The organism is Deferrivibrio sp. (assembly GCF_055117995.1).
Map to the genome: position 1 here is coordinate 1 of NZ_JBSQOT010000020.1, position 25,349 is coordinate 25,349.

Annotated in this window: 25 protein-coding genes and 1 pseudogene; 18 read left to right on the forward strand and 8 right to left on the reverse strand. The window is 36.2% G+C overall.

The window, feature by feature from the left end:
• Positions 1-446 (reverse strand): annotated as a pseudogene (locus ACTCAF_RS06715) (hypothetical protein); the annotation flags it as partial.
• A gap of 126 nt (positions 447-572) precedes the next feature.
• On the opposite strand from ACTCAF_RS06715, the gene ACTCAF_RS06720 reads away from it, so the two are divergent.
• Positions 573-920 (forward strand): DMT family protein, encoded by a 348-nt coding sequence (locus ACTCAF_RS06720; protein WP_463062560.1) that lies wholly within the window; start codon positions 573-575, stop codon positions 918-920.
• On the opposite strand, the gene rimI is transcribed toward ACTCAF_RS06720, so the two are convergent.
• Together rimI and ACTCAF_RS06730 are read right to left on the reverse strand one after the other, a co-directional pair.
• A complete protein-coding gene (rimI, locus tag ACTCAF_RS06725; RefSeq protein ID WP_463062528.1) occupies positions 913-1,347 on the reverse strand; it encodes a ribosomal protein S18-alanine N-acetyltransferase in 435 nt (144 codons plus the stop codon). The genes ACTCAF_RS06720 and rimI overlap by 8 nt on opposite strands.
• Positions 1,344-2,330, reverse strand: a complete 987-nt coding sequence (locus ACTCAF_RS06730) for a DUF2156 domain-containing protein (protein WP_463062561.1) — start codon at positions 2,328-2,330, stop codon at positions 1,344-1,346. Before ACTCAF_RS06730 ends, rimI begins: the two co-directional genes overlap by 4 nt.
• 122 nt (positions 2,331-2,452) lie before the next feature.
• On the opposite strand from ACTCAF_RS06730, the gene glgP reads away from it, so the two are divergent.
• Genes glgP through ACTCAF_RS06770 form a run of 8 tightly spaced genes read left to right on the forward strand, consistent with a single transcriptional unit; the run spans position 2,453 to position 16,363 of the window.
• Entirely contained in the window at positions 2,453-4,999 is a 2,547-nt protein-coding gene (glgP, locus tag ACTCAF_RS06735; RefSeq protein WP_463062529.1) for an alpha-glucan family phosphorylase, read from the forward strand.
• Positions 5,000-5,010: 11 nt separating this feature from the next.
• A complete protein-coding gene (locus ACTCAF_RS06740) occupies positions 5,011-7,503 on the forward strand; it encodes a sugar phosphate nucleotidyltransferase (RefSeq protein ID WP_463062530.1) in 2,493 nt (830 codons plus the stop codon).
• Complete coding sequence (locus ACTCAF_RS06745; protein WP_463062531.1) at positions 7,503-9,593, forward strand: glycoside hydrolase family 57 protein; 2,091 nt, start codon at positions 7,503-7,505, stop codon at positions 9,591-9,593. Before ACTCAF_RS06740 ends, ACTCAF_RS06745 begins: the two co-directional genes overlap by 1 nt.
• A 7-nt stretch (positions 9,594-9,600) precedes the next feature.
• Positions 9,601-11,631, forward strand: coding sequence for an alpha-amylase/4-alpha-glucanotransferase domain-containing protein (locus ACTCAF_RS06750; protein ID WP_463062532.1), 2,031 nt, complete (start codon positions 9,601-9,603; stop codon positions 11,629-11,631).
• Positions 11,632-11,640: 9 nt separating this feature from the next.
• Complete coding sequence (gene galT / locus ACTCAF_RS06755; RefSeq protein ID WP_463062562.1) at positions 11,641-12,651, forward strand: galactose-1-phosphate uridylyltransferase; 1,011 nt, start codon at positions 11,641-11,643, stop codon at positions 12,649-12,651.
• A complete protein-coding gene (locus tag ACTCAF_RS06760; RefSeq protein ID WP_463062533.1) occupies positions 12,648-14,057 on the forward strand; it encodes a glycogen synthase in 1,410 nt (469 codons plus the stop codon). The genes galT and ACTCAF_RS06760 overlap by 4 nt, the downstream gene beginning before the upstream one ends.
• A 9-nt stretch (positions 14,058-14,066) precedes the next feature.
• Positions 14,067-14,786: a DUF4912 domain-containing protein gene (locus ACTCAF_RS06765; RefSeq protein ID WP_463062534.1), complete on the forward strand. Its 720-nt coding sequence runs from the start codon at positions 14,067-14,069 to the stop codon at positions 14,784-14,786.
• Complete coding sequence (locus ACTCAF_RS06770; RefSeq protein ID WP_463062535.1) at positions 14,783-16,363, forward strand: glycoside hydrolase family 57 protein; 1,581 nt, start codon at positions 14,783-14,785, stop codon at positions 16,361-16,363. Before ACTCAF_RS06765 ends, ACTCAF_RS06770 begins: the two co-directional genes overlap by 4 nt.
• A gap of 115 nt (positions 16,364-16,478) precedes the next feature.
• Here the strand turns inward: ACTCAF_RS06770 and ACTCAF_RS06775 are convergent, their stop codons facing one another.
• The 5 genes from ACTCAF_RS06775 to ACTCAF_RS06795 are packed head-to-tail and all read right to left on the reverse strand — an operon-like array spanning position 16,479 to position 19,000.
• Positions 16,479-17,387: a hypothetical protein gene (locus ACTCAF_RS06775; protein ID WP_463062536.1), complete on the reverse strand. Its 909-nt coding sequence runs from the start codon at positions 17,385-17,387 to the stop codon at positions 16,479-16,481.
• A 47-nt stretch (positions 17,388-17,434) separates the two neighbouring features.
• Complete coding sequence (locus ACTCAF_RS06780; protein ID WP_463062537.1) at positions 17,435-17,740, reverse strand: hypothetical protein; 306 nt, start codon at positions 17,738-17,740, stop codon at positions 17,435-17,437.
• A 1-nt stretch (position 17,741) separates the two neighbouring features.
• Positions 17,742-18,293 (reverse strand): glycogen-binding domain-containing protein, encoded by a 552-nt coding sequence (locus ACTCAF_RS06785; RefSeq protein ID WP_463062538.1) that lies wholly within the window; start codon positions 18,291-18,293, stop codon positions 17,742-17,744.
• Positions 18,290-18,742 carry an RNA polymerase sigma factor gene (locus ACTCAF_RS06790; RefSeq protein WP_463062539.1) on the reverse strand — a complete coding sequence of 151 codons (453 nt, stop codon included), beginning with the start codon at positions 18,740-18,742 and terminating at the stop codon, positions 18,290-18,292. The genes ACTCAF_RS06785 and ACTCAF_RS06790 overlap by 4 nt, the downstream gene beginning before the upstream one ends.
• Before the next feature lie 33 nt (positions 18,743-18,775).
• Positions 18,776-19,000 carry a hypothetical protein gene (locus ACTCAF_RS06795; protein WP_463062540.1) on the reverse strand — a complete coding sequence of 75 codons (225 nt, stop codon included), beginning with the start codon at positions 18,998-19,000 and terminating at the stop codon, positions 18,776-18,778.
• 148 nt (positions 19,001-19,148) lie between these two features.
• Between ACTCAF_RS06795 and ACTCAF_RS06800 the strand changes: the two genes are divergently transcribed.
• From ACTCAF_RS06800 to ACTCAF_RS06840, 9 genes are all read left to right on the forward strand, one after another.
• Positions 19,149-19,790 (forward strand): hypothetical protein, encoded by a 642-nt coding sequence (locus ACTCAF_RS06800; RefSeq protein WP_463062541.1) that lies wholly within the window; start codon positions 19,149-19,151, stop codon positions 19,788-19,790.
• Positions 19,783-20,547, forward strand: coding sequence for a flagellar basal-body rod protein FlgF (flgF, locus tag ACTCAF_RS06805; protein WP_463062542.1), 765 nt, complete (start codon positions 19,783-19,785; stop codon positions 20,545-20,547). Before ACTCAF_RS06800 ends, flgF begins: the two co-directional genes overlap by 8 nt.
• A 14-nt stretch (positions 20,548-20,561) precedes the next feature.
• Complete coding sequence (gene flgG / locus ACTCAF_RS06810; protein ID WP_463062543.1) at positions 20,562-21,347, forward strand: flagellar basal-body rod protein FlgG; 786 nt, start codon at positions 20,562-20,564, stop codon at positions 21,345-21,347.
• Between the two features lie 14 nt (positions 21,348-21,361).
• Positions 21,362-22,204, forward strand: coding sequence for a flagellar basal body P-ring formation chaperone FlgA (gene flgA / locus ACTCAF_RS06815; RefSeq protein ID WP_463062544.1), 843 nt, complete (start codon positions 21,362-21,364; stop codon positions 22,202-22,204).
• Between the two features lie 75 nt (positions 22,205-22,279).
• Positions 22,280-22,996 (forward strand): flagellar basal body L-ring protein FlgH, encoded by a 717-nt coding sequence (locus ACTCAF_RS06820; protein WP_463062545.1) that lies wholly within the window; start codon positions 22,280-22,282, stop codon positions 22,994-22,996.
• Positions 22,997-23,007: 11 nt separating this feature from the next.
• Positions 23,008-24,096 carry a flagellar basal body P-ring protein FlgI gene (locus tag ACTCAF_RS06825; RefSeq protein WP_463062546.1) on the forward strand — a complete coding sequence of 363 codons (1,089 nt, stop codon included), beginning with the start codon at positions 23,008-23,010 and terminating at the stop codon, positions 24,094-24,096.
• Positions 24,096-24,449, forward strand: coding sequence for a rod-binding protein (locus tag ACTCAF_RS06830; RefSeq protein ID WP_463062547.1), 354 nt, complete (start codon positions 24,096-24,098; stop codon positions 24,447-24,449). The genes ACTCAF_RS06825 and ACTCAF_RS06830 overlap by 1 nt, the downstream gene beginning before the upstream one ends.
• A 95-nt stretch (positions 24,450-24,544) precedes the next feature.
• Entirely contained in the window at positions 24,545-24,835 is a 291-nt protein-coding gene (gene flgM / locus ACTCAF_RS06835) for a flagellar biosynthesis anti-sigma factor FlgM (protein WP_463062548.1), read from the forward strand.
• 30 nt (positions 24,836-24,865) lie between these two features.
• A complete protein-coding gene (locus ACTCAF_RS06840) occupies positions 24,866-25,345 on the forward strand; it encodes a flagellar protein FlgN (protein WP_463062549.1) in 480 nt (159 codons plus the stop codon).
• The last annotated feature ends 4 nt before the right edge of the window (positions 25,346-25,349 follow it).

Consider the following 25,349-nt stretch of genomic DNA (forward strand, 5'->3'; position numbering starts at 1 on the left):
GCAAAACTAAAACTTCCGAGCAACCCCCCTAAAATTGCTGATTCTCCGTAATCAACTTTGAAAAAATAAAAAAACAGAGGGATGCAAAAAAGCCCTGCCAATATCGGAATCAAGGCGAGCCCCGACTTGTAGTAATCAAGCCCGGTTATTTTATGCGTAAAACTTATAAGCCATACAAGCATATTTGGCCTATCTTTATAACATCGCATATCCGGAAATTCCTTCAGTGGGTCAAGATAATCTTTACCTAACTTCCCCTCATCAAAGTCTTTTGCCATCTTTAGCCAATAGTAGGCATCAAGAGTGGTCATGGCTGTGATATTGTCCACAAAATAGATATCTCGGTTTTTTTCCCACCCCTTATAAACTTCATATCTTTTATAGCCGGAAAGGAAATAGACAACCAGAATTGACACAAAAACAATTAAAAAACTTATTTTTTTCATAAATTTCCTCCACCCGAATTTTTTAATATATAAAAGAGGTGTTTGGCAATAAAAAACCTATTGATTTTTAAAAAAATTGGAAGTAATGAGCATTTTAAAATCAACGGTTCAAGAGGGTATAAATATATGGGGATATGGGCTACAATTTTTTTGCTTGCAATGAGCAATATTTTTATGACGTTTGCCTGGTATGGACATCTAAAATCTTTTGGTACAAAGCCATTAATATTTGCAATTGTTGTGAGTTGGGGGATTGCATTTTTTGAATATGTACTTCAGGTGCCTGCCAACAGAATTGGTCATAAAGTATTAACTGTGGGTCAGCTGAAAATTATCCAGGAAGTTATTACTTTGTCAGTATTTGTTCCATTCTCGATATTTTATATGAAAGAAAAACTAAGTCTTGACTATTTATACGCCGGAATATGTATTCTCGGCGCTGTATTTTTTGTTTTTCGCTCAAAGATTATGTAAATATTTTTTTCATTTTGTAACCGGAGCATCCATCGTCATAATATTCGGGTAAAATCTTTACAACCTTAAAACCAAACTTTTCATAGAGCTTTATTGCTCTTGTATTGTCACTTCTTACTTCGAGGCTTATATATTTTTTGTCAGAATGTTGTGCAATAATGTGCTTCATCAGTAAGTTACCAATCCCTTTCCCATTAAAGTCCGGATTGGTGGCAATGCTGTATATTCTTGCATAATCTTTTCTTAAAAAAATTACAGCATAGCCTGCAAGATGGTTGTCAATTTTTGCTACATAGATTTTGTTCCCCTTTTTAAAATGATACCGGAGATTTCTTAAAGACATGGGAAAATTGTTCTCATCAAAAATGATTTTTTCAAGTGCAGCAATTTTTGCCAGATCTTCCTTTACGGCGTCTCTTACAATCATAATTTTTGATAAATTGTATATTTTGGAAGTAATGTATGAGGTCTGTATGACATTTTGACTTTTTTGAGATTTTCAAGACCCATATCATCTCCGACGTTTACATAAACAATATCGTAAGTGCTTTTGAGTATTTTGGAAAATTCCCAGAAAATGTACTGTGCTGCACCAAGGGTAAAGAAGTCTGTTTTTTCTATAATTACACTTGCAGTTTTATCATTTAACCTTTCCCCGACTGTAAAACCTACAATTTTTTCACCAAATTTTAAAACCACACCTATAATGTCAAGTTTATTATAGTAGTTTAAGGTTCTTTTTATTGCAGCCCTTTCCCAATTTATCCCATCAATAAAAGTATCCATATCCACATTAGGAAGATACTTCATCCTGTTCACAATCCAGCTGTTTGTAAGTTCCATGATTCCGTTATAATGAGATTCAGGATTCAAAGTCTCAATGCTGATATTTGGATAATTTTTTCTGAATTTGTTTATCTCATTTCTTTTGGTAGCGTAAGAATTGCCTTTCAAATTGATCAGATCGTCTGCGAGATATACGTAGTCGATGTTCTTTTTCTCAATGATGTAATTATCGAGCGCTTGAAAAATATCTGCATCTTCAGAGTATTCGATAAAAGACTGGACAAAATAGGTGCTGACATATTCTATTTTTGAATAAGAAAGTGAAGTATTGTTTGTATTCATAATTTCAAAACAGGTTAGCATTGCATCATTCACATTTTCAAGCTTCCCGATTGGTGGGAGCAACATGGACAATTCGCCACCATTAAGATTAAAAAGGCAGAATGTGTCGTTGACTATGCTGTAAAATCCTGTTGCGCCCGAAAGCCATATGAAGTTTGCAGCAAAAGAGTAGTCACTGACATCAATGTCAGTTGTGATGTATTTCAGATAAGACTCCATCAATTGTTTTTCTTTGATAGTAAAAGGTTTTAAGTGGTACCCTTCAATATTAAGCTCTGTCATAGTTACCCTACAAAATTTTTTGGGGATTATAGTATTATTGCAAAAATAATCAATCAATTTCATGAATATTTGATTGTAAAAAAGGAATCGTGTATAATATTGTAAAAGACACAGGAGGGCATATGAACTATAAGGAATTTTATGTGAGGATTAACTTCCCGGATACCCTTAAAAAGCTGGAGTCTCTTGCTTACAATCTCTGGTGGACATACAACAATTCTGCAAAGGACCTTTTTAAGATGATAAATCCTGATTTATGGGAAAATAGTATGCATAACCCCATTGAGGTTTTGTCATCAATAGATAAAAATAAAATGGACGAACTTGCAAGTGACCAGGTGTTTTTATCAAGGCTTGATTATGTCTGGAATTTATATATCGACTATATCCAGACGCCAAAGTGGTTTGAGCTAAAAAAAGATATCCCTTTCAAGGATAGTATGCTTGTTGCATATTTTTCGATGGAATATGGCCTTCATGAGTCGATTCAAACTTATGCCGGTGGGCTTGGGATTTTATCGGGAGATCATTGCAAGTCAGCAAGTGATATAGGGCTCCCATTTGTTGCAGTTGGGCTTTTGTACAGGAATGGATACTTTCACCAGTATTTGAATTCCGATGGATGGCAACTTGAGAATTACCCTAATAATGATTTTTCCCTTATGCCTATTACAGAATCTACAGATGATAAAGGTGAGAAAAACTATATCGAAATAAATTCTCCCGAAGGGGTAATTAAGGCAAAGATATGGCATATTCATCTTGGCATGGTGAAATTTGTCCTCCTTGATACTGATATACCTGAAAATAGCGAGTCAAACAGAAAAATAACTGGCAAACTGTATGACGGCGATCCTAATATGAGAATAAAGCAAGAAATTCTGCTTGGAATTGGGGGTGTTAAGGCTTTAAATAAACTGGGAATTGCTCCCACAGTATTTCACCTGAATGAGGGACACCCTGCATTTTCAATCTGTGAAAGGGTAAATGACTTGATGCTGGAAAAGGGGCTAAATTTTGAAGAAGCATTTGAGTTTGTCAAAAAGACAACACTATTTACTACCCACACACCTGTACCTGCAGGATTTGATGTATTTAGCGAAGGGGAGATTGTAAGGAATCTGGGGAGTGTGTACTTTAATGCTCCTCTTAAAATAGATGATATATTAAAAATGGGAAGATTTGAGCCCTACAACAGATCTGAACCATTTTCTCTGGCTGTGTTTTCTGCTAAGGGGAGTGTTTTTAGAAACGGTGTGAGTAAATTGCACGGGAAAGTTTCAAAAGGTATATTCCACAATTTATGGAAAAACATACCCGAAGAGTTTGTCCCCATAGATTATATTACCAATGGCGTTCATTTGCCTACATGGGTATCCGATGAATGCAAAAGGCTTTATAATAGGTACCTTGGTGAGGAATGGTATTTAAAGCCCCACAAGTTTGAAGTGTGGGAAAATGTTGATGATATCCCTGAACTTGAGTTGTTTGAAACAAAAAATATTTTAAGGTCAAGGCTTATAGAATATGTGAGAAGGAAATTGAAAAGTGAAGTAAGAAAAAAAGGTGGTTCACACAGTGAAGTTTTGAGCGCTCAGGAGGCACTTCGCTCAGATGTTTTGACGATAGGTTTTGCAAGAAGATTTGCTACATATAAAAGAGGTTATCTGCTTTTTATGGAATCTGAAAGGCTTGCAAAGATACTAAATGATCCAAAACGACCCGTACAGATTATTATTGCCGGTAAAGCACATCCAAAAGATAACGGTGGCAAAGAGATAATAAAACAGATAAAGCATATTACGAGACAGCAAGAATTTAAAAATAAGGTAATATTTTTAGAGGATTACGATATTCAAATGGCAAAATATCTGGTAAGGGGGGTTGATGTCTGGCTTAACAACCCTCGCCGTCCTATGGAGGCAAGCGGCACAAGTGGGATGAAAGTTGCTGCAAACGGTGGGATAAACTTTTCTATAATGGATGGCTGGTGGGATGAAGGATACAATGGCCATAACGGATGGTCTATAGGATTTGGAGAAAATTATAGCGACACAAAATACCAGGATTATGTTGAAAGTGAAGAATTGTATGACAAACTTGAAAATGAAATTATCCCTATGTTTTATGATAGAGATAAGACCGCTATACCCCGGGAATGGCTAAAAGTAATGAAAAATTCAATAAAGTCTGTTGCCTCTTTTTTTAATACTACCAGAATGGTTATAGAATATTCTGAAAAATTTTACGAAGAATTGCACAAAATGTATTTTGAGCTTTCTGAAGATGATTTTGCTCCCCTTAAAGATTTTGTTCAGTGGAGAAAAAAGGTTGAAGGGGTCTGGCAATATATAAAGGTGGGAGAAAGCGATTTTGAATATAAAGAATTAAAGGTTGGGGAGAAAATAAAGGCTGTGGTCAAAGTGGATATCAACAATCTTGTTCAGTCGGATATGGAGGTGGTATGCATTATTAAAAGGGAATGTGACAGAGACGAAGCTTTTAGATTTGTTCCACTTGAATTTGTGAAAATGGAAAATAATTTCTCTGTGTACGAATCAGAAGTAACGCTTGAGTGTCCGGGAAGGTTTAAGGCAGCATTTTGTATATTTCCGAGACATAAATTTATAAAAAATAGATTTGAAAACAACCTGTTTATCTGGTCATAAAAGGGGGAAAAATGAAAGCAATTGTAATGGCAGGCGGATTTGGGACAAGGATTCAGCCGCTTACTTCATCCTTGCCAAAACCTATGCTTCCTGTTTTGAATAAGCCCATGATGGAGTACATAATTTTAAAACTGAAGGCTGCAGGTATAACTGAAATTATAATTTTGCTTTATTATAAACCGGATGTGATAAAAAAGCATTTTGGGGATGGCAGTGCCTTTGGGGTTAATATAAAATACATTTTACCTGATGGGGATTATGGTACGGCAGGTGCAGTTAAAAAAGCTGAAAAGCTTGTCGGAAAAGATGATTTTATCGTAATTAGTGGTGATCTGGTAACGGATTTTGATTTGAATGAAATTATCGGTTTTCATAAGCTTAACAATTCATTTGGGACAATCTGTCTAACCCAGGTTGAAGACCCTTTGCAGTTTGGAGTTGTTATAACTGATAAGAATGCAACAATTCTAAGGTTTCTTGAAAAACCTGGCTGGGGCGAGGTTTTTAGTGACACGATAAATACAGGTATTTATGTGTTTAAATCTGATGTATTCAAATATATTCCGGAAGATAAGCCGTTTGATTTTTCAAAGGACCTGTTTCCTTCCCTTATGTCCAGAAATATAGAGCTAAAAGGGTATGTCGCAAAAGGGTACTGGAGGGATGTGGGTAATCCCGTATCTTACAGGGAAGTTTTTTCCGATATTTTTTCAAATATACTCAGGCTTGAAACAGGGCAGTTGTTGCATGATGTTAAACATGCAAAAGTTTATTGCCTTGATGATTGTTCTTTTGATGAGTCCAGTGTGAGCGGGACAGTTTTTATGGGTAGGAATGTAAGAATTGAAAAAGGGGCGCTGGTAGTAAACAGTTGTTTGGGAAATAACGTGAGTATTGAAAAAGATTGCGTGATTGAAAACAGCGTAATATGGGACAATGTTTCTATCAATAGGGGGTCAGTGATAAATAACTGTGTTGTTTGTAATGATGTTATGATAGGGAAAAATGCAAATATCATAAAGGGTGGTATTATTGCAGAGCACACCGAGATTGGAGACAACGTAACTTTTGAAAAAGATATAATGGTATGGCCTAACAAACATATCGAAAGTAGCTCGATTTTAAGTTCAAATCTGATATGGGGAGATAAGTGGAAAAAATCTATATTTGAAGGTGGGAAAGTAGTAGCAAGGACAAATATAGAGATGTCTCCGGAAATGGCAGCAAAGCTTGGTGCTGCTGTGGGGAGTGTGTTGCCCAAAAATTCATATGTTATTTTAAGCAGGGATTACCACAGTGCCTCAAGGATGATAAAAAGGGCTTTTTTGGGTGGGATATTATCTGCAGGTGTAAATACTTATGACTTAAAGCTTGCCACCCCTTCAATGGCAAAATGGCGGATGAAGACCCTTGGAGCTTCAATGTGTATATATTTCAGACAGTCCAATATATCTTCCACAGATACAGAAATAATTATTTCGGATGGCAATGGTATGCCTATAGATTCCAATACGGAAAAAAATATAGAAAGAATTTTCTTCAGGGAGAATTTTAGAAGGGCTACCCACGAAGATATAGGTAATCTAATCGACTTATCGCCTCGCTCCGATGAGTATATAAACAATATATATTCACAAATAGATCTTGATTGCATTAAAAGGGGCAATTTTAAGATTGTAATGGATCTTTTCAATGGTACAGGTTCTTCAATAATTCCAAATATTATGACAGGCGCTGGTGTAGAGCCTGTTGTTATAAATGCATATTTTGATGAAAAAAAACTATCAAGAAGCTTTAAGAGCATAAATGAATCAATGTCTCAGGTGTCAAGTATTATCAAATCCCTTAACGCTGATCTGGGTTTTATAATTTATCAAAATGCTGAAAGATTGCAGTTGTTTACGGATAAAGGGGAAGCGTTGGCTCATGAAGATGTCGTTATGTTAATATTAAAACTTCTTGATATGACTGCTGCTAAAAAGACCAAGGCTTATTTGCCTATAATGATGCCGACAGTTTTTGACTTTGGGCTTGAAAATGTGGAAGTCGTAAGAGGGAAATCTTCCGGGTTGAAATACGAGTTTTTGAATGAGTTTGACTTTATCGGCTGGGATAATCTCTACATGAGTTTTCCCCGTTATGCAGTTTGTCCTGATGCAGTTTTTAATGCCCTTAAAATTCTTGAGTTGCTTTCAAAGGCGGGGATTTCACTTAGTGAGGTAAAAGCAACAATCCCTGAATACTATTATGCCCACAGCATTATCAGCTGCCCTTTAAACAAAAAGGGCTATATTATGCGCAGAATGAGTGAAGATGCAATGGATAAGGACGCATCGTATGTGGATGGGGTGAAGATAAAGTTTCAGGACTCCTGGGTTTTGATGATTCCTGACCAGTTTTCAGCTGATGTACACCTTTATGTTGAGGCACAAAGTGAGGAGAAAAAAGAAAATTTGCTAAAAGAATACATTTCAAAAATTAATTTGTGGCTTTCGGAAGAGTAATGAAAAAGCTCTATTTGCAATTTATCTGGCACATGCATCAGCCTTACTATAAAGACCCTGAAACGGGGCAATATCTTTTACCATGGGTGTTTTTACACGGCACAAAGGATTATCTTGAAATACCGAGATATTATGAGCTTTATAATGCTAAAGGGACTTTCAACTTTGTCCCTTCACTGTTAAGGCAGATAAAAGACTACTGCAGTCTTGATGTCAATGACAGACTCATAAAACTAATAAAGGCTAACGATAAATTTTTACCCGAAAAAGATTATGAGTTTCTTGTGCCAGCCATGTTTATGGCAAACTTGCAAAATATGATTTCAAGGTCAGATAGATATAAAGAGCTTTATGAAAAATTTTCCAATGACAGGCATTCGCGGTTCAACTATCAGGAACTTCTTGATTTGAAAGTACAGTTTTTACTTGCGTGGACGGGAGAATTTATAAGGGAGGAATCGTCACTTATAAAATCATTAATTGTAAAGGACAGAGATTTTAATGAGGATGAGAAAGATTCTCTTTTGAAAATTTTGACAGGAAAGATCGGATATATTTTTGATTATTATAAAAAATTATACTCAAATAATAAGATAGAGCTTAGTGTAACTCCATACTACCATCCTATTTTCCCGCTTCTTCTTGATATGAAATCAGCACTTGAGGTAAAAAGAGACATAAAAATTCCGGAAAATGCGTTTTCATTGGAGGATGATGCAATCTGGAACCTTACGGAGGGATTAAAAGAATTTGAAAAATATTTTGGGATAAAGCCTAAAGGTGTATGGCCTGCTGAAGGTTCGGTGAGCAATAATGCAGTGTCAATTTTTGGTGATTATTTTAAGTGGTGTGCCACAGATGAAGACGTGTTGTCAAACTCCCTTAAAATTAATCTGAAACTCTCTGAAAATAGAAGCAATTTATATAAAAGATACATTTATTCAGACAAAAAAATATCTATATTTTTCAGAGACAAACATTTGAGCGATCTTATCGGCTTTGTATATTCAAAAATGGATGCAGTTGATGCTGCCTGCGACTTTATAAAAAAACTCAAAAATATTTACGACTTATGTGAACATGAGCCTGTTGTTACAGTTATTTTGGATGGTGAGAATGCATGGGAATTTTATAAGAAAAATGCTTCCGATTTTTTTCATGCACTTTTTGAAAGACTTATGAAAATTGAGTGGATTGAAACAGTTACTCCAACCGAAATGATAAAAAAGAATAACGATAATGCTGGGAAGCTGGGAAATATTGTTGCAGGGTCATGGATTTACGGCGATTTTACCACATGGGTGGGACACCCAGAAAAAAACAAGGCCTGGGAATATGTTTTCCTTGTTAAGAAAGATTTGATGAATTTTGAGAAAAATGGCTCACATATAAAAAATATTGATGAAGCCAAAAATAATTTGAGAGTAGCAGAAGGTAGCGATTGGTTCTGGTGGTATGGGGATGACCATTACACGTCACAGGCTGGTGTGTTTGATTATCTTTTCAGAAGCAATCTAATTGCAGTTTACAAAAAAATAGGCGTTAACCCACCATCATTTTTGTATGAGCCTATAAAGAAGCAGGATACGGCTTCGCAGAGAATTATATATCCGAAAAATTTTATTTCTCCTGACATAAATGGGGTTGTTGACAATTATTTTGAATATTTAGGTGCAGGGGAAGTAAATTTAAAATATGATATGTCTTCAATGAATATCGGAGAAAATATTTTATCAAAGATGCTGTGGGGATTTGACAGAGAAAATTTTTATATTATGCTTGATTTGAAGTTGGAAAATTTATCCATAGAAAAACTCTTTCTTGAGATAAAGCTTTTTAACTCTAATGACTATTTCTTGAAATACTATTTTGGTTCAAAAAATTTGATTTCAAATATTCCAGAAGGAGATTTTAATGTTTCATTTGAGACTGTTTTTGAAATGGGGGTTAGTCTCAATCTCTTTCACTCTAAAAGGGTAGATATCTTTTTTAGTGTATATGATGAAAAAAAACTTATTGACAAGGCTCCGCTATATTCACCATTAAGGTTGAATCTTTATAGTTTTAATATAAACGAATGGATTGTGTGAGGTCATTATGGGAATCCCGGTATTGTTTGGCATCCACTGTCACCAGCCAGTGGACAATTTTAGTAAAGTTGTTGATGAAATAATAGAAAAAAGCTATCGCCCTTTTTTTGAAAAGGTACTTCCTTTTAAGTGGTTTAAATTTTCAGTTCATTTTAGTGGATGGCTTCTTGATTATATAAGGGTAAATTCAGCGGATACTTTCAAAATGATGAAAAAACTTGCAGACGAGAATAGGATAGAATTTTTTACCGGTGGATATTATGAGCCGGTACTTTCTTCAATCCCTTCAAAAGATAGAATAGGCCAGATATTAAAGCTTTCTAAGTTTATAGAAAACTACTTTGGACAAAAGCCAAAAGGTTTATGGCTTACTGAAAGGGTATGGGACGCTGCCATTGTTCCGGATGTGGCAGAATGCGGTATGGAATATCTTATTGTTGATGATTACCATTTTACTTCCGTTGGATTTTTCAAAGATAGTCTTTACGGTTATTTCAACACAGAGCAGGATGGTGTCTTGATGAAGGTTTTCCCCATAGACCAGAAACTCAGATATCTTGTGCCTTTCAAAGAGCCGGAAATAATATCCGGATATCTTGATGAAATTGAAAGAAAGGGGGGCTTGTGCGGCTGTCTTTTTGATGATGGGGAAAAGTTTGGAGTCTGGCCAAAAACATATAAATGGGTATATGAGGATGGCTGGTTTGACAGATTTTTTGAACTTTTTGAGAAGTCAGAGCATAATTTTGAGCTTTTTTCTCATTTTGTCAAAAATATTAAACCAAACGGTTTTGCCTATCTGCCTGTGACCTCTTATATGGAAATGGGGGAATGGTCGCTATTTGCCGATAAGTTTATAGAGCTTAAATCACTGGAGAAATTTATAAAATCAACCGAATACAAAGAAAGTGCCGAAACATTTATAAAAGGTTCAATCTGGAAAAATTTCTTTATAAAGTATCCGGAGAGTAACTACATTCATAAGCGGATGCTTCATGTTTCCAAAATGAATGATTTTCAAGATGAGCATTTGACAGACCTCATTTACAGGGCACAGTGCAATGATGTCTTCTGGCATGGAATCTTTGGAGGTATTTACCTTCCCAATTTAAGGGATAATGCTTACAGATACATTATCGAGGCTGAAAGTATTCTGGATAGGAAACTGAATCTGTTAAATAAAGTGTATGAGCAGGATATTTTAATGGATGGATTTAAACAGGTAATAATAAATACAGAGAAAATTAAATATGTATACAATCCTGCTGTGGGGGCAGGGCTTGTTTTTCTTGATGTAAAGAAGTATGGCCTTAATCTGCTTAATACAATGAGCCGCCGTTTTGAGGGGTATCACAAACAACTGATTAGCTCTGACGAAATTAAGAATCAGGAGGACACAGGGATTTCAACAATACATGAAATAGATATAAATCTTACTGAAGAGATGAAGTCAAAGATTGCATTTGACTGGTATAACAGGCAATCTTTTATTGATCATTTTCTGGATGATTGGGATTTTTCGAAGATAAAAAGGTGTGAGTTTAAGGAAATTGGCGACTTTGTAAACAAAACATTTAAAAACGAAATTTTTGATGATTGCGTTGTCTTTACAAGAAGTGGAGGGATATACAGAGAAGGGGTAAAATACGATACGTCGCTTGGTAAAAAATTTATAAGAGAAGATGATAATATAATATTTGAATATGAGATCAGAAGTGAAGCTGAAAATCTGTTTTTTATGCTGGAATTTAATTTTCATTTTTTTGACAATGAAAATGTTTTTCTTGAAGGGTTAAAGGGTGAAGGTTTGCTTGAAGCTAAAAGGGTCTATAAAATTTTATCCAGAGATTCAAAATTGGGGATTGAAATAAATTTTCAAGATAAACTTCCTGAAAAAGCTGCCTTCTACCGTGTTGAAACAGTATCCCAGTCAGAGTCGGGTGCAGATCTTACCTTGCAGGGGGTAAGTCTTAATTTTATTTTTAAATTTGATAAAAATCTTAAATTTAAAGGGATATTTAAAGTTTTGGGGGTCTAATTGACTGAGATGCGATTTAACCCGATAAGCGGGGAGTGGATTCTTATATCACCTGACAGAGGTGAACGTGGGGATTATTTTCTAAAAGAGAAAGAGGACGAAAGTTTTGGTCCGGGAAATTGCCCATTTTGTCCGGGCAACGAAGGTATGATAGGAAAGATTATATATGGGATAAAAGATTATGAAAAACTTGCAGGTGAATATCTGTTAAAAGTTATCCCTAACAAATACCCTCTCTTTACCGTGGAGCAGGATAAAATTTCTTATTCTGTTGGTACCTATGATTATCATTCTACAGTTGGAGCGCACGAAGTAATAATAGAAAGCAGAGAGCATAATCTAAAGCTAAGTGAATACTCAGACAAAATGTGGTTTAATATATTTAATGCTGTCAAAGAAAGAGGGAATGATTTGAGCAGAGATATACGTATAAAATTTATTTCATTTTTTAAAAATTACGGATTTTTAGCTGGCGCTACAATGAAACACCCCCATTCTCAAATTGTAGGGATGCCTGTGGTTCCACACAGAGTGACTGAAGAGATTCAAAGGGGGATGGAGTTTTATGAAGAAAAAGACAGATGCCTTTTCTGTGATGTTTTAAGGTTTGAATCAGAAAGTGAAAGAAAACTGTTTGTAACCGAGCATTTTATTTCATTCATTCCATATGCATCAAGATACCCTTTCCAGGTGGAAATTTATCCTAAAAGGCACAGTCATAATTTCTTTGAAATAACCGATGTACAGATCAATGACCTGTCACTTATGCTGATAAAAATATTTCAGGCTTACAATGAACATTTGGGAGATATCCCGCTTAATATGGTTTTGTACAGTTGTCCTGTAAACCTGGAGGGGCCGATGCATGAGAAGTTGAAGCATATAAATTTGTTTTACCATTATCACATAAAAATAATTCCAAGGATTAACAAATACGGTGGAATTGAGTGCGGCTTTGGTCTTCATGTAAACCCGGTTGCACCGGAATTTGCAGCAAAGGTTTTGAAAGGTGAAAAATGAATATTGTCCATATTACAAGTGAGGTTTATCCGTTTTCAAAAACAGGTGGTCTTGCTGATGTTTTATATTCTTTGCCTGTTGCCCAAAGGAAAATGGGTAACAAAGTCTATGTGATATCACCACTTTATAAGAATATACTTAAAAACTTTGAAGATATAAAATTTAGCGGCAGAAAGACATGGGTGGACACAGAGCTTGGTATCTACGAATTTGGTATTTTTACCACTGTCAAAGAAGGCGTCACTTTTATTTTTTTATCAAACCTTTTTCTGTTTGAAAGGGGGGGATACTACGGGAAAGATGGGGCGGATTACGAAGATAATTTTTTAATATTTGGTGCTTTTTCAAAAGCTGCACTTAATTTGGTCAAATACTTTATAGGCAAAACAGACATAATACATTGCCATGATTGGCAGGCAGCCCTGGTGCCAGCGGTGGGGAAGACAGAATTTTACGATATAAATGCAAAGTATTTTTTTACTATACACAATCTTGCTTTTCAGGGGATCTTTGATTTTGATAATGTGTTAAAATTGAAGATTGATCCATGGCTGTGCGGCCTTGAATGTCTTGAATTTTACGGCAGGGCAAACTTTTTGAAGGCTGGAATTGCCATGGCAGATTTTGTGACAACGGTAAGCCCCACTTATGCCAAAGAGGTGTTAAGACCTGAATATGGTTTCGGGCTTGATGGGTTTTTGAATAAACACAAAGGTAAGTTTGCCGGGATATTAAACGGGCTTGATTATAACGTATGGAATCCTGCCACAGACAAATTTATATTTGATAATTATGATGAAAAAAACATTTCCGGAAAGTTTACCAATAAAGCAAAACTCTGCAATTTGTATAATTTGGATGAGCGATTGCCCCTTTTTGGATTTGTATCCAGATTTACGGAACAAAAAGGGATATATTTGATTATTGATGCTTTAAATGAGACATATTTTGGTGCAAATTTTATTTTTCTTGGTGATGGTGATATTTTCGCCAGAAGCAGGCTCAAGTTGATTGAAAATAAACCAAATATCCGGATTGTTTATGGCTATAATGAAACGCTTAGCAGAAAAATTTATGCTTCATCCGACTTTTATCTTATGCCTTCAAGGTTTGAGCCCTGTGGTATTTCTCAATTAATAGCAATGAGATATGGGGCTGTTCCTGTGGTTAGAAGCACCGGCGGTTTGGTTGATACGGTAGTGGATGTAGGTAGTGACAATGGACACGGCATAGTTTTTGATAATTATACTGTAAGTGACCTTAAAAATGCAATCAATAGAGCAGTCAATATGTATATTGAAAAAAAACTTGAACCCCTCATTTTAAAAAATATGAAAAAAAATTATTCCTGGGTGAAATCGGCACAGGAGTATGTTAAACTGTATGAAAAAGTTTTAAATATATAGGAGGGTGTCGTGAAACTCAATAACCTGAGTAAAAAGCAGCTTTATGAAAGGGCAAAAGAGCTTGGTATAAAAGGGCGAGGCAAAATGACAAAAAGTCAACTTATAAGCGCCATTTCTCAAGTCTTAATGCCGAATAAGCTGGTGGAAAAATCTGTCGACGAAGCCAGGATTCACTTTTATCAGCTTGGTTATGAATCAGCAAAAGAGAATGACGAAAAACAGGGGAGTTTGCAGGAAAATATAGAGTTGCCCGTAAAATATAATTTTGATTATATTTTTGTTTTGCCTGTAAATCCAAGCTCGGTACATGTTTTTTGGGAAGTCACTGAGAAAACAATTAAAACTATTGCCTATGAAAATAATATAAGTGAATTATTTTTATGCTTGAGAATATTGAGTGATAACGATGAATTTATCATAAGAAATATTTCTGATATGGGAAACTACTATTTTAGTCAGGAAGCCCTTGTAGACAAAAATGTATGGGCGGAAATTGGTCTTTTGAGCGGCCGGGAGTTTTATGCTATTTCTGTGAGCAATTACGTCAAAATGCCTTCAAATTATGTGAGTATTCAAGAAGATGTAGTATTTATGCAAGTTAAGGAAAATATTGCAAAAATTATAGATATTTCTCTTGGTAATGATGAGCATAGACCTGACAGCAGCCAGATTGCAAAAAATTTTTTAAAGACAATATATTCATCGAATAAAATAAGAGGGGAAAAATGAAAAGTTATTGGATGCTTGTTTTACATTCTCACCTGCCTTTTGTAAAACACCCTGAATACGATTATTTTCTTGAGGAACACTGGCTTTATGAGGCAATTACAGAGTGTTATGCGCCAATGTTGCTCAACTTTGAAAAACTTAAAAGTGAAGGGAAAGATTTCAGACTTACAATATCAATGACTCCGCCACTTTGCGAGATGCTGAGTGACGATTTTCTTATGGACAGATATTTGAAGTATCTTGACAGGACGCTTACGCTTTGCAAAAAAGAGATGAAAAGGACTGCAAACGATTTTGAGTTTAACCGTCTTGCCGAATTTTATTATGAGAGGATAAAACGGATAAAAAATTATGTTTTTGAAGAGTTAAACGGTAATATTTTACATGGTTACAGGAAGTTTCTTGACCTTGGGAATATAGAAATAATTACCTGCGGGGCTACCCATGGGTTTTTGCCCTTTATAAGTGTAAATGACAGGGCAGTGAATGCTCAGATAAAGGTGGCGGTGGAATCTCACAAAAAGCATTTTGGTCAATATCCAGAAGGGATATGGTTACCTGAGTGCGCTTATTATGAGGGGCTTGATAAAATCTTACAAAAAAATGGTATAAGATACTTTTTTGTTGATACACATGGAATAATTTTCTCAAAGCCAAGACCGGTTTATGGTGTTTACGCACCGGTTTATACATCTGAAGGTGTCGCTGCATTCGGTAGGGATGTTGCATCTTCAAGACAGGTCTGGAGCTCAAAAGAGGGGTATCCCGGTGACTACAATTACAGAGATTTTTACAGAGACGTAGGTTATGACCTTGATTTTGACTATATAAAAGACTATATCGTTCCTGACGGCACAAGGGTATTCACTGGGCTTAAATATTATAAAATTACGGGGAATACCGAGCACAAATTGCCTTATAACCCGGAAGCTGCTTTCAATAAAACCATTGACCATGCAAGACATTTCCTTCATGAACGCATCAAATTTGCTGAAGAGGTTTCAAAATATATGGACAGGCCACCACTGATAGTATCTCCGTATGATGCTGAACTGTTTGGGCATTGGTGGTTTGAAGGACCAGATTTCATTTACAATCTTTTTAAAGAGATGTCCTATTCTGATGATATTGTCCCTATTACTCCAATGAAATATCTCAATGAATTTGAGACAAACCAAGTTGTAAGACTCAACCCTTCGTCCTGGGGGGACAAAGGTTATTTTGAAGTCTGGTTAAATGGCACAAACGACTGGATTTATAGACATATTGTGAATATCGGCAATTTTATGACAGATGCAGCAGAAAAATTTAAAGACAGTAATGACGAAAGGGTGATAAGGTGTCTTAATCAGATGGCAAGAGAACTTCTACTTGCCCAGAGCAGTGACTGGGCCTTTCTTATGACCACAGGGACTGCAATTGAATATGCCACAAGGCGTACAAAGGAACATATTCACAATTTTATGAGACTTTACAATATGCTTGCGAAAATGGATCTGGATTATGAGTTTTTATCCAGTCTTGAATTTAAAAATAGCATTTTTTCAGATATGGATTTAAGGAAGTTTTACATTTAACATGGTTTGAAAGGTGAGTAGGTGAGTGGGTGAATAGGTAAATCGGTGGATCGGTGAGTAGGTGAATGGGTGAATAGTTTATACTAAGGGCGGGGGAATTCCCCCGCTTTTTTATTTATTTTCCTCTACCACCGCCATGACCACCACCGGAGCCGCCTCCATTTCCACCGCTGCCGTCACTACTTCCAGACCCACCTGAGCCACTGCCTCCAGCACTACCACCGCCATATCCGCCAGTTCCCATGCCATTTGACATACCACCCATTTGTCTATATCCTCCACCAGAAAGACCCTTACCAATATCCTGTCCACTCATCCCCTTTTGAAAACCATTTTGCATATTTCTTGCAATCTGGTTAGCGTCCATTGTTTTTGCCAGGCTTTTAAACCTCTGCCTGACTTCTGCAAGTTCATTGGCCTTATACCCTTTTTCAATGGCTGCAGTCATAGTTTGTTCAATTTGCGGCGAATCGACTCTTGCCCTTGCCATATCTTTAAGGCATTCTGTTATTTCTGTGGCAAGTTCAGAATTTTCCTTTACCCTGTCTTTCGACATAACCCTCTCAGCAGTTTGCGTTTGTAGCCCTGCAGCCAGAGCATCAGCCAAATTTGCCATCATTTTTTGTTTCTGCTCAACAGGGGCATTTATCTGAGCGGAGATTTTTTTTGCGTATTCAAATCTTTCTGTAAGTTTGTTTAATGCCTGCTGCATCTGCTGCTCATTGACTTTTTTTGCAAAGCCTTCCATAACTTTCTCTGCCAGTGGCTCGGCAGGGATTCCGTTTTGATATGCCTGTCTCATTTTACTTAAAATCTGTGCTTTTACCTCTTCTGTCATTTTACTTTGAACAATTTGCCCGTAAGCATTAAGCATTGTCTGATTGTTCAGCCCCATTGAAATATTTGTCTGAAGTTGCTGTCTTACCATTTCTGATGCCTTGTCGAGCACTGCAGTTTCTGAAACTTCTGCAAGGCAGATTGTTGAAACGAAAAGTATTGCAAATAGTGTGGTGATTTTTTTCATATCAAGCCTCCTCTTTTTCTTTATAAACTGTTTGAAGATCAAAAAGGTTACATGGCAAAGATGCAGCTGTATCCCCCAAAATCATCATACTCTATAAAGGGGCAATCTACCTTTATTAAACCTTTTTCTTCGGTAAAAAAATATTTGAAGTCTTTCGATTTTTTAATGCTGAAATAATAGACGCCATTTTCTTCCTTCATTTCGTGGGGCATAAACCCATCAACGCTGTAATGAAAATATGGTTTGCTGTCGTTTCTTAGTGTGAACAAGATTTTATCGTTATCAACCTTTACATTATATTTTGAACACCCTGTAACCAAAAAAAGCAGAATAACAATAACTCTCGATATCATATCAAACCTCAAGAACTGAATTAATATTGCCAAAGTCATCTTTTTCTATAAATGCAGCTGTAGGGTCGGCTAAAACATTATCATCTGCAAATATAGAGTATTTATGTTCACCTTCGGGAATTGACAAGGTTAGTTCCCAGTAACCGGAATTATTGATTTTTTTCATTGGAATTTTTTGCCAGTTTGTAAATGTACCTGAGATTTCAACTTTATTGGCATTATCATTGAAAATAACAAATCTGTATTCCTTGAGATTTTTGGCGGCAGTAATTTGTTGGGGAGAAAATGCAACTTTACTTATTCCAAAAAAGGAAAGTGCAATTAAAAGAAGTGCTGCAACAGCAATTTTGTAATTGAAATAAAAAGCTCTTTTAAGTTTTAAATCGGGGATATTATTTTTTTTGATTTTTTCGATGAATTTAATCTCTGATTCAATGAATTTTATAGCTTCATCATAAAACTCATCATCATTTTTTACATTAATTACAAAATCTTTTTTTTCCGGAAGACTAAGCTCATCGTCAATAAATTGACTTATTAAAATCTCTTTCATCTTTGACCCCCATTGATTTTTTGCTGTATCTTTTTTCTTGCCCTGAATATTTTTACCTTTATATTGGCTACGCTCATACCTGTAACCTTACTTATCTCCTCATACTTTAGACCGTCAACTGCGCTCATGAGAAAAACCTGCTTTTCGTCATCCTCCAGCATTCTCAAAAGGGCTTCGGCTTCAAGCCTTGCATCATCTTCATTGTTGTAATTGAGGTTTATGTCTTCGATGGCAAGATGCTTTTTGTTTTTGTTATAGGCATCTATAAATAAATTTTTTCCAATTTTGTACAAAATTCCCGGAGACAGATTTTCTGTGTAATTTTTCAAAATTTTGTAATATGTTTCCTGAAAAATATCGTCCGCAAAATCACTGTCACGGGTAAGTGATAAAAGATAATTATAAAAACCTCTCTTTGTCTTTTCAAAAAAGTTATGAAAATGGTTCATAAGTATAAAATGGGTGGCTTTGCCACCCGGTAATTATTTTTGAGCTGCGCCAAAACCCGTACCATCTTTGGGTTGGGGGTTTGTACCGTCACCAAAACCTTTCCCGCTGCCATCAAGTGCTCTATCCCCTGTTTTAAAGCCATTTTGAGAGGATGTGCCTTTGTAAGAGCCCATAGCCTGGCTTGATTTACCGCTTGAATATCCTTTGCCAAAGCCTTTTGTTTTGGCAAATACAGATACACCGGAGAATGTTAACAAAACTACCGCTGCTAAAGCAATGATTTTTTTTATTTTTTCTACCTCCTTGTTATTTATACCCCAATAACTGTTGAATAATCAAAAAGGTTACAAGAAAAATTAAAAATTGTTGGCATTTTAGTTGCTAAACTTCAGACAGGAGGAAACCATGAGGAAAGTTTTTCATATATGTTTTTTGTGTTTCGTGACAGTTTTGTTTGGTTGCAGCAATGTGGTTACAAAGAATACCTTCAATAATACGCAAAATCTTATTTTAAAACCAAATTCAGGATTTTTGCTAATGGCAGCACTTATTGAGATGAATACAAATTTTTCTTCTCTTATATTTGATAAAACAAAAGCAAAATTTGAAGATTACAGGGTCAGTGTCAGTGACAAGATTGTTGCGGACTCCAAAATATTTGTTATTCCTCCAAAAGATATAAGCGGAGAGTATGATTTTGAAATGAAAAGTCTGATGGAAAATATAATTTCACTGAACAAGCTTGGGACTTTGGCCAAATCTGCTGAAGATGCTGACTATATAATGATACTAAACTTTGAAGAATCCGTTACCAAAATCTTCGGAAAAAATTTCATCAGGGAAGAGATTACCGTATTTAACAATCACAACGCGGTTATTTCAAATGCTACCGTAACAGTATTTTCAAATAGTGATGAAAATTTCTTCTATTTTCAAACAAGACCGGCAAGGCCTGTAAGCTACTTGAAAATAAAAGGTTTGCAATATTTAATCGAAAAATCATTCCCCGAAATGTTTAAGTTTAAAAAAGGGGGCAAAAATGCTTAATGGACTTTATGTGGCAGCAAGCGGCATGCTGCAGATGGAGAAGAAACTTGACATAATAAGCAATAATCTTGCGAATATCAATACAGCGGGATTCAAGATGGATACCCCAACATTTGACCAGTATCTTAAGAAAGAAAATGAATTTCCTTATGATGCGATAAGGGACAGCAGATATAACCAGACTATTAACGCAGTTTCAAAACTTTCAGAAATTTACACAGATTTTTCTGCTGGCAATATAAAACAGACGGGCAATAAATTTGATTTTGCTTTAAACAATAAAGATGTGTTTTTTGCTGTTGACACCCCCTTTGGGATAAGATTTACCAGAGCAGGCAATTTTACAATTGATTCAGACGGATACCTTGTTACGCAGCAGGGTTACAAAGTTTTATCCAGAAATGTTGAAAATAACGAAGGGATAAGGATACCAAACGGCAATGTTGAGGTACTTTCAAACGGGAATATTACGGTTGATGGTGCAGTGTTGGATACCCTTTATCTTGTGGAATTTGAAGATAAGACCAAACTTCAGAAAATTGGTTACAACCTTTTTGCAGCAATAGACACACTCCCTGTGGAGTCGGAAAATCCTAAACTTATGCAGGGCTATGTTGAAGAGAGCAACATAAACCCCGTCAGAGAGATGGTTAATATGATTGGCACACACCGTGCATTTGAAACGTATCAAAGGGTAATAAGGACAATTGATACGTTGAATGAAAGAGCAGCAAACGAACTTGGAAAAATAGGTTAACAGGAGGATAAATTATGTTAAGAGCACTCTGGACCGCGGCAAGCGGAATGACTACCCAGCAGATTAATATTGACAATATTGCCAACAATCTTGCCAATGTAAACAATGCAGGATTCAAAAAATCAAGAGTAAATTTTCAGGATTTGCTGTATCAGGAAATGCGACCTGCTGGAGCTGTAACTGCTACCGGCATTTCTCACCCCACAGGTATTCAGATTGGTCTTGGTTCAAATGTAGTGGCTACTGAAAAGATTTTTACTCAGGGGAATTTTCAGCAGACAGGAAATATGCTTGATATAGCAATTGAAGGGGATGGATTTTTCCAGGTAACCCTTCCTGATGGAAATATCGGTTACACCAGGTCAGGTTCTTTTAAACTAAACAGTGATGGGGATATTGTGACTCCTGAAGGCTACTTGCTTGAGCCAGCTATAAATATTCCTGAAAATGCTACAAGTATTACAATAGGTACAGATGGGACTGTTTCTGTGACACTGCCTGGTGAAGCAGAAGCAGCTGAAGTAGGCAACATTGAGCTTGCAAGATTTATAAATCCTGCAGGACTAAAGGCAATTGGGAATAACTTGTTTGTTCAAACCGGGGCAAGTGGAGAGGCAGTAACAGGTGTGCCTGGAGAAGATGGAATAGGTACAATTGCTCAGGGTGTGCTTGAAATGAGCAATGTAAACGTTGTAGAAGAGATGGTAAATATGATTACCGGCCAGCGTGCATATGAAATCAATTCAAAGGCTATCCAGACCGGTGATCAGATGCTGCAAATAGTAAACAACTTGAAGTAATTTTAGGGGAAAATATGTTAAGGGTGCTTATTTTTATCTTTCTGACAAGCAGTTTGGTGTTTGCTGAAATTAAAGTGGATACCGGCTGCGTTTATCTTGATCAGATTGATAAAATGTTTTCCCATGAACCGGTTTATTGCGGAATCAAATATAATGAAGATGTAAATATTTATTTGCCCAAAGTTGCGAAGATTTCAGGGGTAGATATCAAAATTTTAAGGCAAAAGTTTCCGGAAAAAATAGCAGTAAAAAGGAATGGCGTAATGATAGAGGAAAAAGAAATTCTTGAAGAGATTCAGAAATTTCTCAAAGAAACCTATACTCAGTATGTGTTTGATATTAAAAAGTTTAATTACAACAGAAAGGTTTTTACCGACAAAAAGGGGAATTTTAAGATTAAGATTGAAGATATTCCATTTGGTTCCACAAATATATATATCGATAATGGTGAGGATGTTTACAGATTTTATGCCTATATTGAAACGTACAAGCAAGGGTATGTGGCCACGAGCAGAATAGGCAAGGGGCAGGAATTCAAAAACAATTATACAAAACAGCTTGTAAATATAACAAATATAAGAGAATTATTGGCTGATAATCTGGAGAATAAGCTGGCAAATTCTACTATTTTTGCAGGCAGGCCGATACTTAAAAAAAATGTATATTCAAAACCAGATATTTTAAAGGGGGAAAGGGTAAAAATTCTTTATAAGAATGAAAATATTTCTGTTTCAACTTCTGGTGAAGCCCTTGAAGATGGCTACATTGGGGAGAAGTTACAGGTAAAAAATTCCATGTCAGATAAAGCCCTTATTGCTGTTTATAAAGGAAACGGCGTGGCAGTTGTACATTTCTAAGCAGGCAAAAAATTCTTGAAAAAATTGGCATCAAATGTGCTATTTCAAAGCAGAAGAAATGCTTTGAGGTGCTATATGAAGAAATTTTTTCTTTCTCTGCTGATAATTTATATGTTGTTGTCCGGATGTTCAAAGAAGCCGGAAGTAACTTCAAATGTATCAAAGTTAAATTATAATGAAGAGGTTGCAAAGTATAACAATGCTCTGAAGCAAAAACAACCTTCTGCTTCACTCTGGGCTGATGTGGGCAATTCCGGTGCAATGTTTCTTGATTATAAGGGTAGGTCTCTTGGAGATATAATTATTGTCAAAATTGTGGAATCTTCTTCTGCGAGCAATTCAAACTCTACCAAGACTACGAAGACAAGCAGTTACAATAGCGGAATTACAAATTTGCTTGGACTTCCTTTGAACATGGGGATGACAAATTTTTTAAATAAAGGCAATGCATTTGACCCGACTGTTGCAGCGGATACTTCCAATTCTTTTAATGGCAGCGGAGCAAAACAGAAGTCTGATAAAGTAACAGCAACAATTGCTGCAAGGATTGTGGATATTCTTCCATCAGGAAATCTGGTTATAGAAGGCAATAGGGAGATTCTGGTGGACCAGGAGAAGCAGACTATTTCCGTAAAAGGGATAATCAGACAAAAAGATATCGACGCAAGCAATACGGTACTTTCTACATCGATTGCTGATGCCCAGATTACTTACACTGGCAAAGGTGTTTTAAGCGATGCAAACCGCAAAGGGTGGCTATCAAGTGTAATAGACTGGGTATGGCCATTTTAGGGAGGGACGTTATGAAAAAGTTTATAATTTTGATAATATTATTTCTATTTGAATCAGTTTCAATTGCAGGGATAAAAATCAGGGATATGGCAACAATTGAAGGGGTAAGGGATAATCAGCTTATAGGTTATGGATTGGTAGTAGGGCTTAATGGGACAGGGGATAAATCAGGTACAGAATTTACAATACAATCGCTGGTAAATATGCTCGACAGGATGGGTATTACGGTTGATAAGGCCAAAGTTAAGGTAAAAAATGTTGCAGCTGTGATGGTTACTGCAAAACTATCTCCATTTGCGGCAGCAGGCTCAAAGTTAGATGTGGTGGTCTCTTCAATTGGTGATGCCAAAAGCCTTGAAGGTGGGACACTTCTTCTTACTCCACTGTCAGCTCCTAACGGACAGATTTATGCTGTAGCCCAGGGGCCTATTTCAGTAGGTGGGATGAATGTTTCTGCTGGAGGTGCAGGGGCAGTGAAAAATCATCCTACTGTGGGCAGAATACCCAATGGTGCTTTAATAGAAAAGGAGATACCTTTTAATTTGAGCAACGAATATCTTACATTAAGTTTCAACAATTTAAGCATTTCCAATATTGTAAAAGCCAAAAACCTTATAAATAAATATTTTGATGAGGAAGTAGCAGCAATAGTCAATCCTACCACTGTGAAAGTTGTTGTGCCGGAACAGTACAGAGATAACTATTATGAGTTTGTTGACAAAATTTTGGGGCTTGAAATCCAGCCGGAGACATTTGCAAAAGTTGTGGTGGATGAAAGAACAGGGACTATTGTAATGGGATCAGATGTAAGAATCTCTACCGTGGCAGTTTCCCACGGTAATTTGACAATAAAAATTACTAATACTGTTGAGGTTTCCCAGCCGGCACCTTTGTCTGAAGGGCAGACAGTTGTCACAAATAACCAGGAAATTCAGATTGAAGAAGAGGATGCAAAGCTGATGATGATACCGGAAGGGGTCAGGATAAGTGACCTTGTAAAGGCTCTCAATGCTATAAAAGTTTCTCCAAGAGATTTAATAGCGGTATTGCAGGCAATAAAAGCTGCAGGCGCTTTACAGGGTGAGCTGGAGGTAATCTGATGATAGAAAAAATAAATTTTGAAAATGTTAATGCATCTGACCTGCAGAAAAAGAGATTGGACAAAGCCTGTGAAGAGTTTGAGGCTCTGTTTTACAGTATTATTATGAAAAGCGGAAGGAAAGGGGGCTTTGAATCAGGGCTTTTAAAAAAATCTGAAGGTGAGAAAATATTTACAGAAATGATGGATTACGAAGTTTCCAGAATAGCTGCGGAAAATTCAAGGGGCGGGATAAAAGAGATGTTAATAAATTTTTTCAGGGAAAATAATTCATTTGTAGCCGGAAAAAAATACACAGATGAAGGTAAAAATAGCCTGGAAAATTATAAAAACGGCTTAAAAATAGTGGCATAGAATTTGAATATAATAATTTGAACTTTAAAAGGTTGTAATTTTTGTTAAAGTATTTTAAAATTCTGCCGATTATCCAGTTGTGACTGGAGGAGATTATGAGAATTGAAGACAAACCGAATGCTCTTTACGGGAATGTTAGCAGTACTGTCAAGAAGGATACTGAGCAGTCAAAGACTGGTTCGAGACAAAAGGCTCAGGAAGACAGGGTGGAGCTATCCTCCTTTCGCAAAGTGGATAACCTTGTTGAAAGGGTGAAATCATCTCCTGAAGTAAGAGCCGAGAAGGTAAGCGAAATCAGGAAGCAGATTGAGTCAGGCACCTACGATTTCTCCGGCAGAAAAGTGGCAGAAAAGATTGTTAATACTGCTGTAGACGACCTGTTTTAAAGTTCATTAAAACTAAAGACGGAGGAAAATATGGAAACAATCCAGAACCTTATTGGTGTGCTCAAAAGTCAACTGAAGCTTCTTGAGGAGCTTAACTCAATAATAGAAAAAGAAAAATATTATATTACCCATTGGGAAATAGACAGGGTTATAGAAACTGTCAAACAGAAAGATACGGTTATATATAAAGACAGAGTTTTAGATGAGGCCAGGGAGAAATACATCAAAAAATACTGCCTTATGAATGGACTAAGCGGAAATAATCTTAATGATTTAATTGAACATCTTGAGGATTCTCCTGAAAAAAGTGAGATAGTAGAGCTTAAAAATAAATTAACGGAGCTTGCCGCAAAAACGCACAATGAAAATCTTGCGATAAAAATGCTGTATTCAACAAATCTCAGACTGATTTCTGACTTTTTTGATAAAATCGGGGTTACAACCGGAATCTCTTACACCAGCAACGGGACAAAGGCAGCAAAACTTGCTTCATTTACAAGAAGCGCTTAGAGGA

Coding starts and splice junctions, on each gene's coding strand:
- ACTCAF_RS06720 (WP_463062560.1), top strand. CDS start 573: ATGGGGATATGGGCTACAATTTTTTTGCTTGCAATGAGCAATATTTTT.
- rimI (WP_463062528.1), bottom strand. CDS start 1,347: ATGATTGTAAGAGACGCCGTAAAGGAAGATCTGGCAAAAATTGCTGCA.
- ACTCAF_RS06730 (WP_463062561.1), bottom strand. CDS start 2,330: ATGACAGAGCTTAATATTGAAGGGTACCACTTAAAACCTTTTACTATC.
- glgP (WP_463062529.1), top strand. CDS start 2,453: ATGAACTATAAGGAATTTTATGTGAGGATTAACTTCCCGGATACCCTT.
- ACTCAF_RS06740 (WP_463062530.1), top strand. CDS start 5,011: ATGAAAGCAATTGTAATGGCAGGCGGATTTGGGACAAGGATTCAGCCG.
- ACTCAF_RS06745 (WP_463062531.1), top strand. CDS start 7,503: ATGAAAAAGCTCTATTTGCAATTTATCTGGCACATGCATCAGCCTTAC.
- ACTCAF_RS06750 (WP_463062532.1), top strand. CDS start 9,601: ATGGGAATCCCGGTATTGTTTGGCATCCACTGTCACCAGCCAGTGGAC.
- galT (WP_463062562.1), top strand. CDS start 11,641: ATGCGATTTAACCCGATAAGCGGGGAGTGGATTCTTATATCACCTGAC.
- ACTCAF_RS06760 (WP_463062533.1), top strand. CDS start 12,648: ATGAATATTGTCCATATTACAAGTGAGGTTTATCCGTTTTCAAAAACA.
- ACTCAF_RS06770 (WP_463062535.1), top strand. CDS start 14,783: ATGAAAAGTTATTGGATGCTTGTTTTACATTCTCACCTGCCTTTTGTA.
- ACTCAF_RS06775 (WP_463062536.1), bottom strand. CDS start 17,387: ATGAAAAAAATCACCACACTATTTGCAATACTTTTCGTTTCAACAATC.
- ACTCAF_RS06780 (WP_463062537.1), bottom strand. CDS start 17,740: ATGATATCGAGAGTTATTGTTATTCTGCTTTTTTTGGTTACAGGGTGT.
- ACTCAF_RS06785 (WP_463062538.1), bottom strand. CDS start 18,293: ATGAAAGAGATTTTAATAAGTCAATTTATTGACGATGAGCTTAGTCTT.
- ACTCAF_RS06790 (WP_463062539.1), bottom strand. CDS start 18,742: ATGAACCATTTTCATAACTTTTTTGAAAAGACAAAGAGAGGTTTTTAT.
- ACTCAF_RS06800 (WP_463062541.1), top strand. CDS start 19,149: ATGAGGAAAGTTTTTCATATATGTTTTTTGTGTTTCGTGACAGTTTTG.
- flgF (WP_463062542.1), top strand. CDS start 19,783: ATGCTTAATGGACTTTATGTGGCAGCAAGCGGCATGCTGCAGATGGAG.
- flgG (WP_463062543.1), top strand. CDS start 20,562: ATGTTAAGAGCACTCTGGACCGCGGCAAGCGGAATGACTACCCAGCAG.
- flgA (WP_463062544.1), top strand. CDS start 21,362: ATGTTAAGGGTGCTTATTTTTATCTTTCTGACAAGCAGTTTGGTGTTT.
- ACTCAF_RS06820 (WP_463062545.1), top strand. CDS start 22,280: ATGAAGAAATTTTTTCTTTCTCTGCTGATAATTTATATGTTGTTGTCC.
- ACTCAF_RS06825 (WP_463062546.1), top strand. CDS start 23,008: ATGAAAAAGTTTATAATTTTGATAATATTATTTCTATTTGAATCAGTT.
- ACTCAF_RS06830 (WP_463062547.1), top strand. CDS start 24,096: ATGATAGAAAAAATAAATTTTGAAAATGTTAATGCATCTGACCTGCAG.
- flgM (WP_463062548.1), top strand. CDS start 24,545: ATGAGAATTGAAGACAAACCGAATGCTCTTTACGGGAATGTTAGCAGT.
- ACTCAF_RS06840 (WP_463062549.1), top strand. CDS start 24,866: ATGGAAACAATCCAGAACCTTATTGGTGTGCTCAAAAGTCAACTGAAG.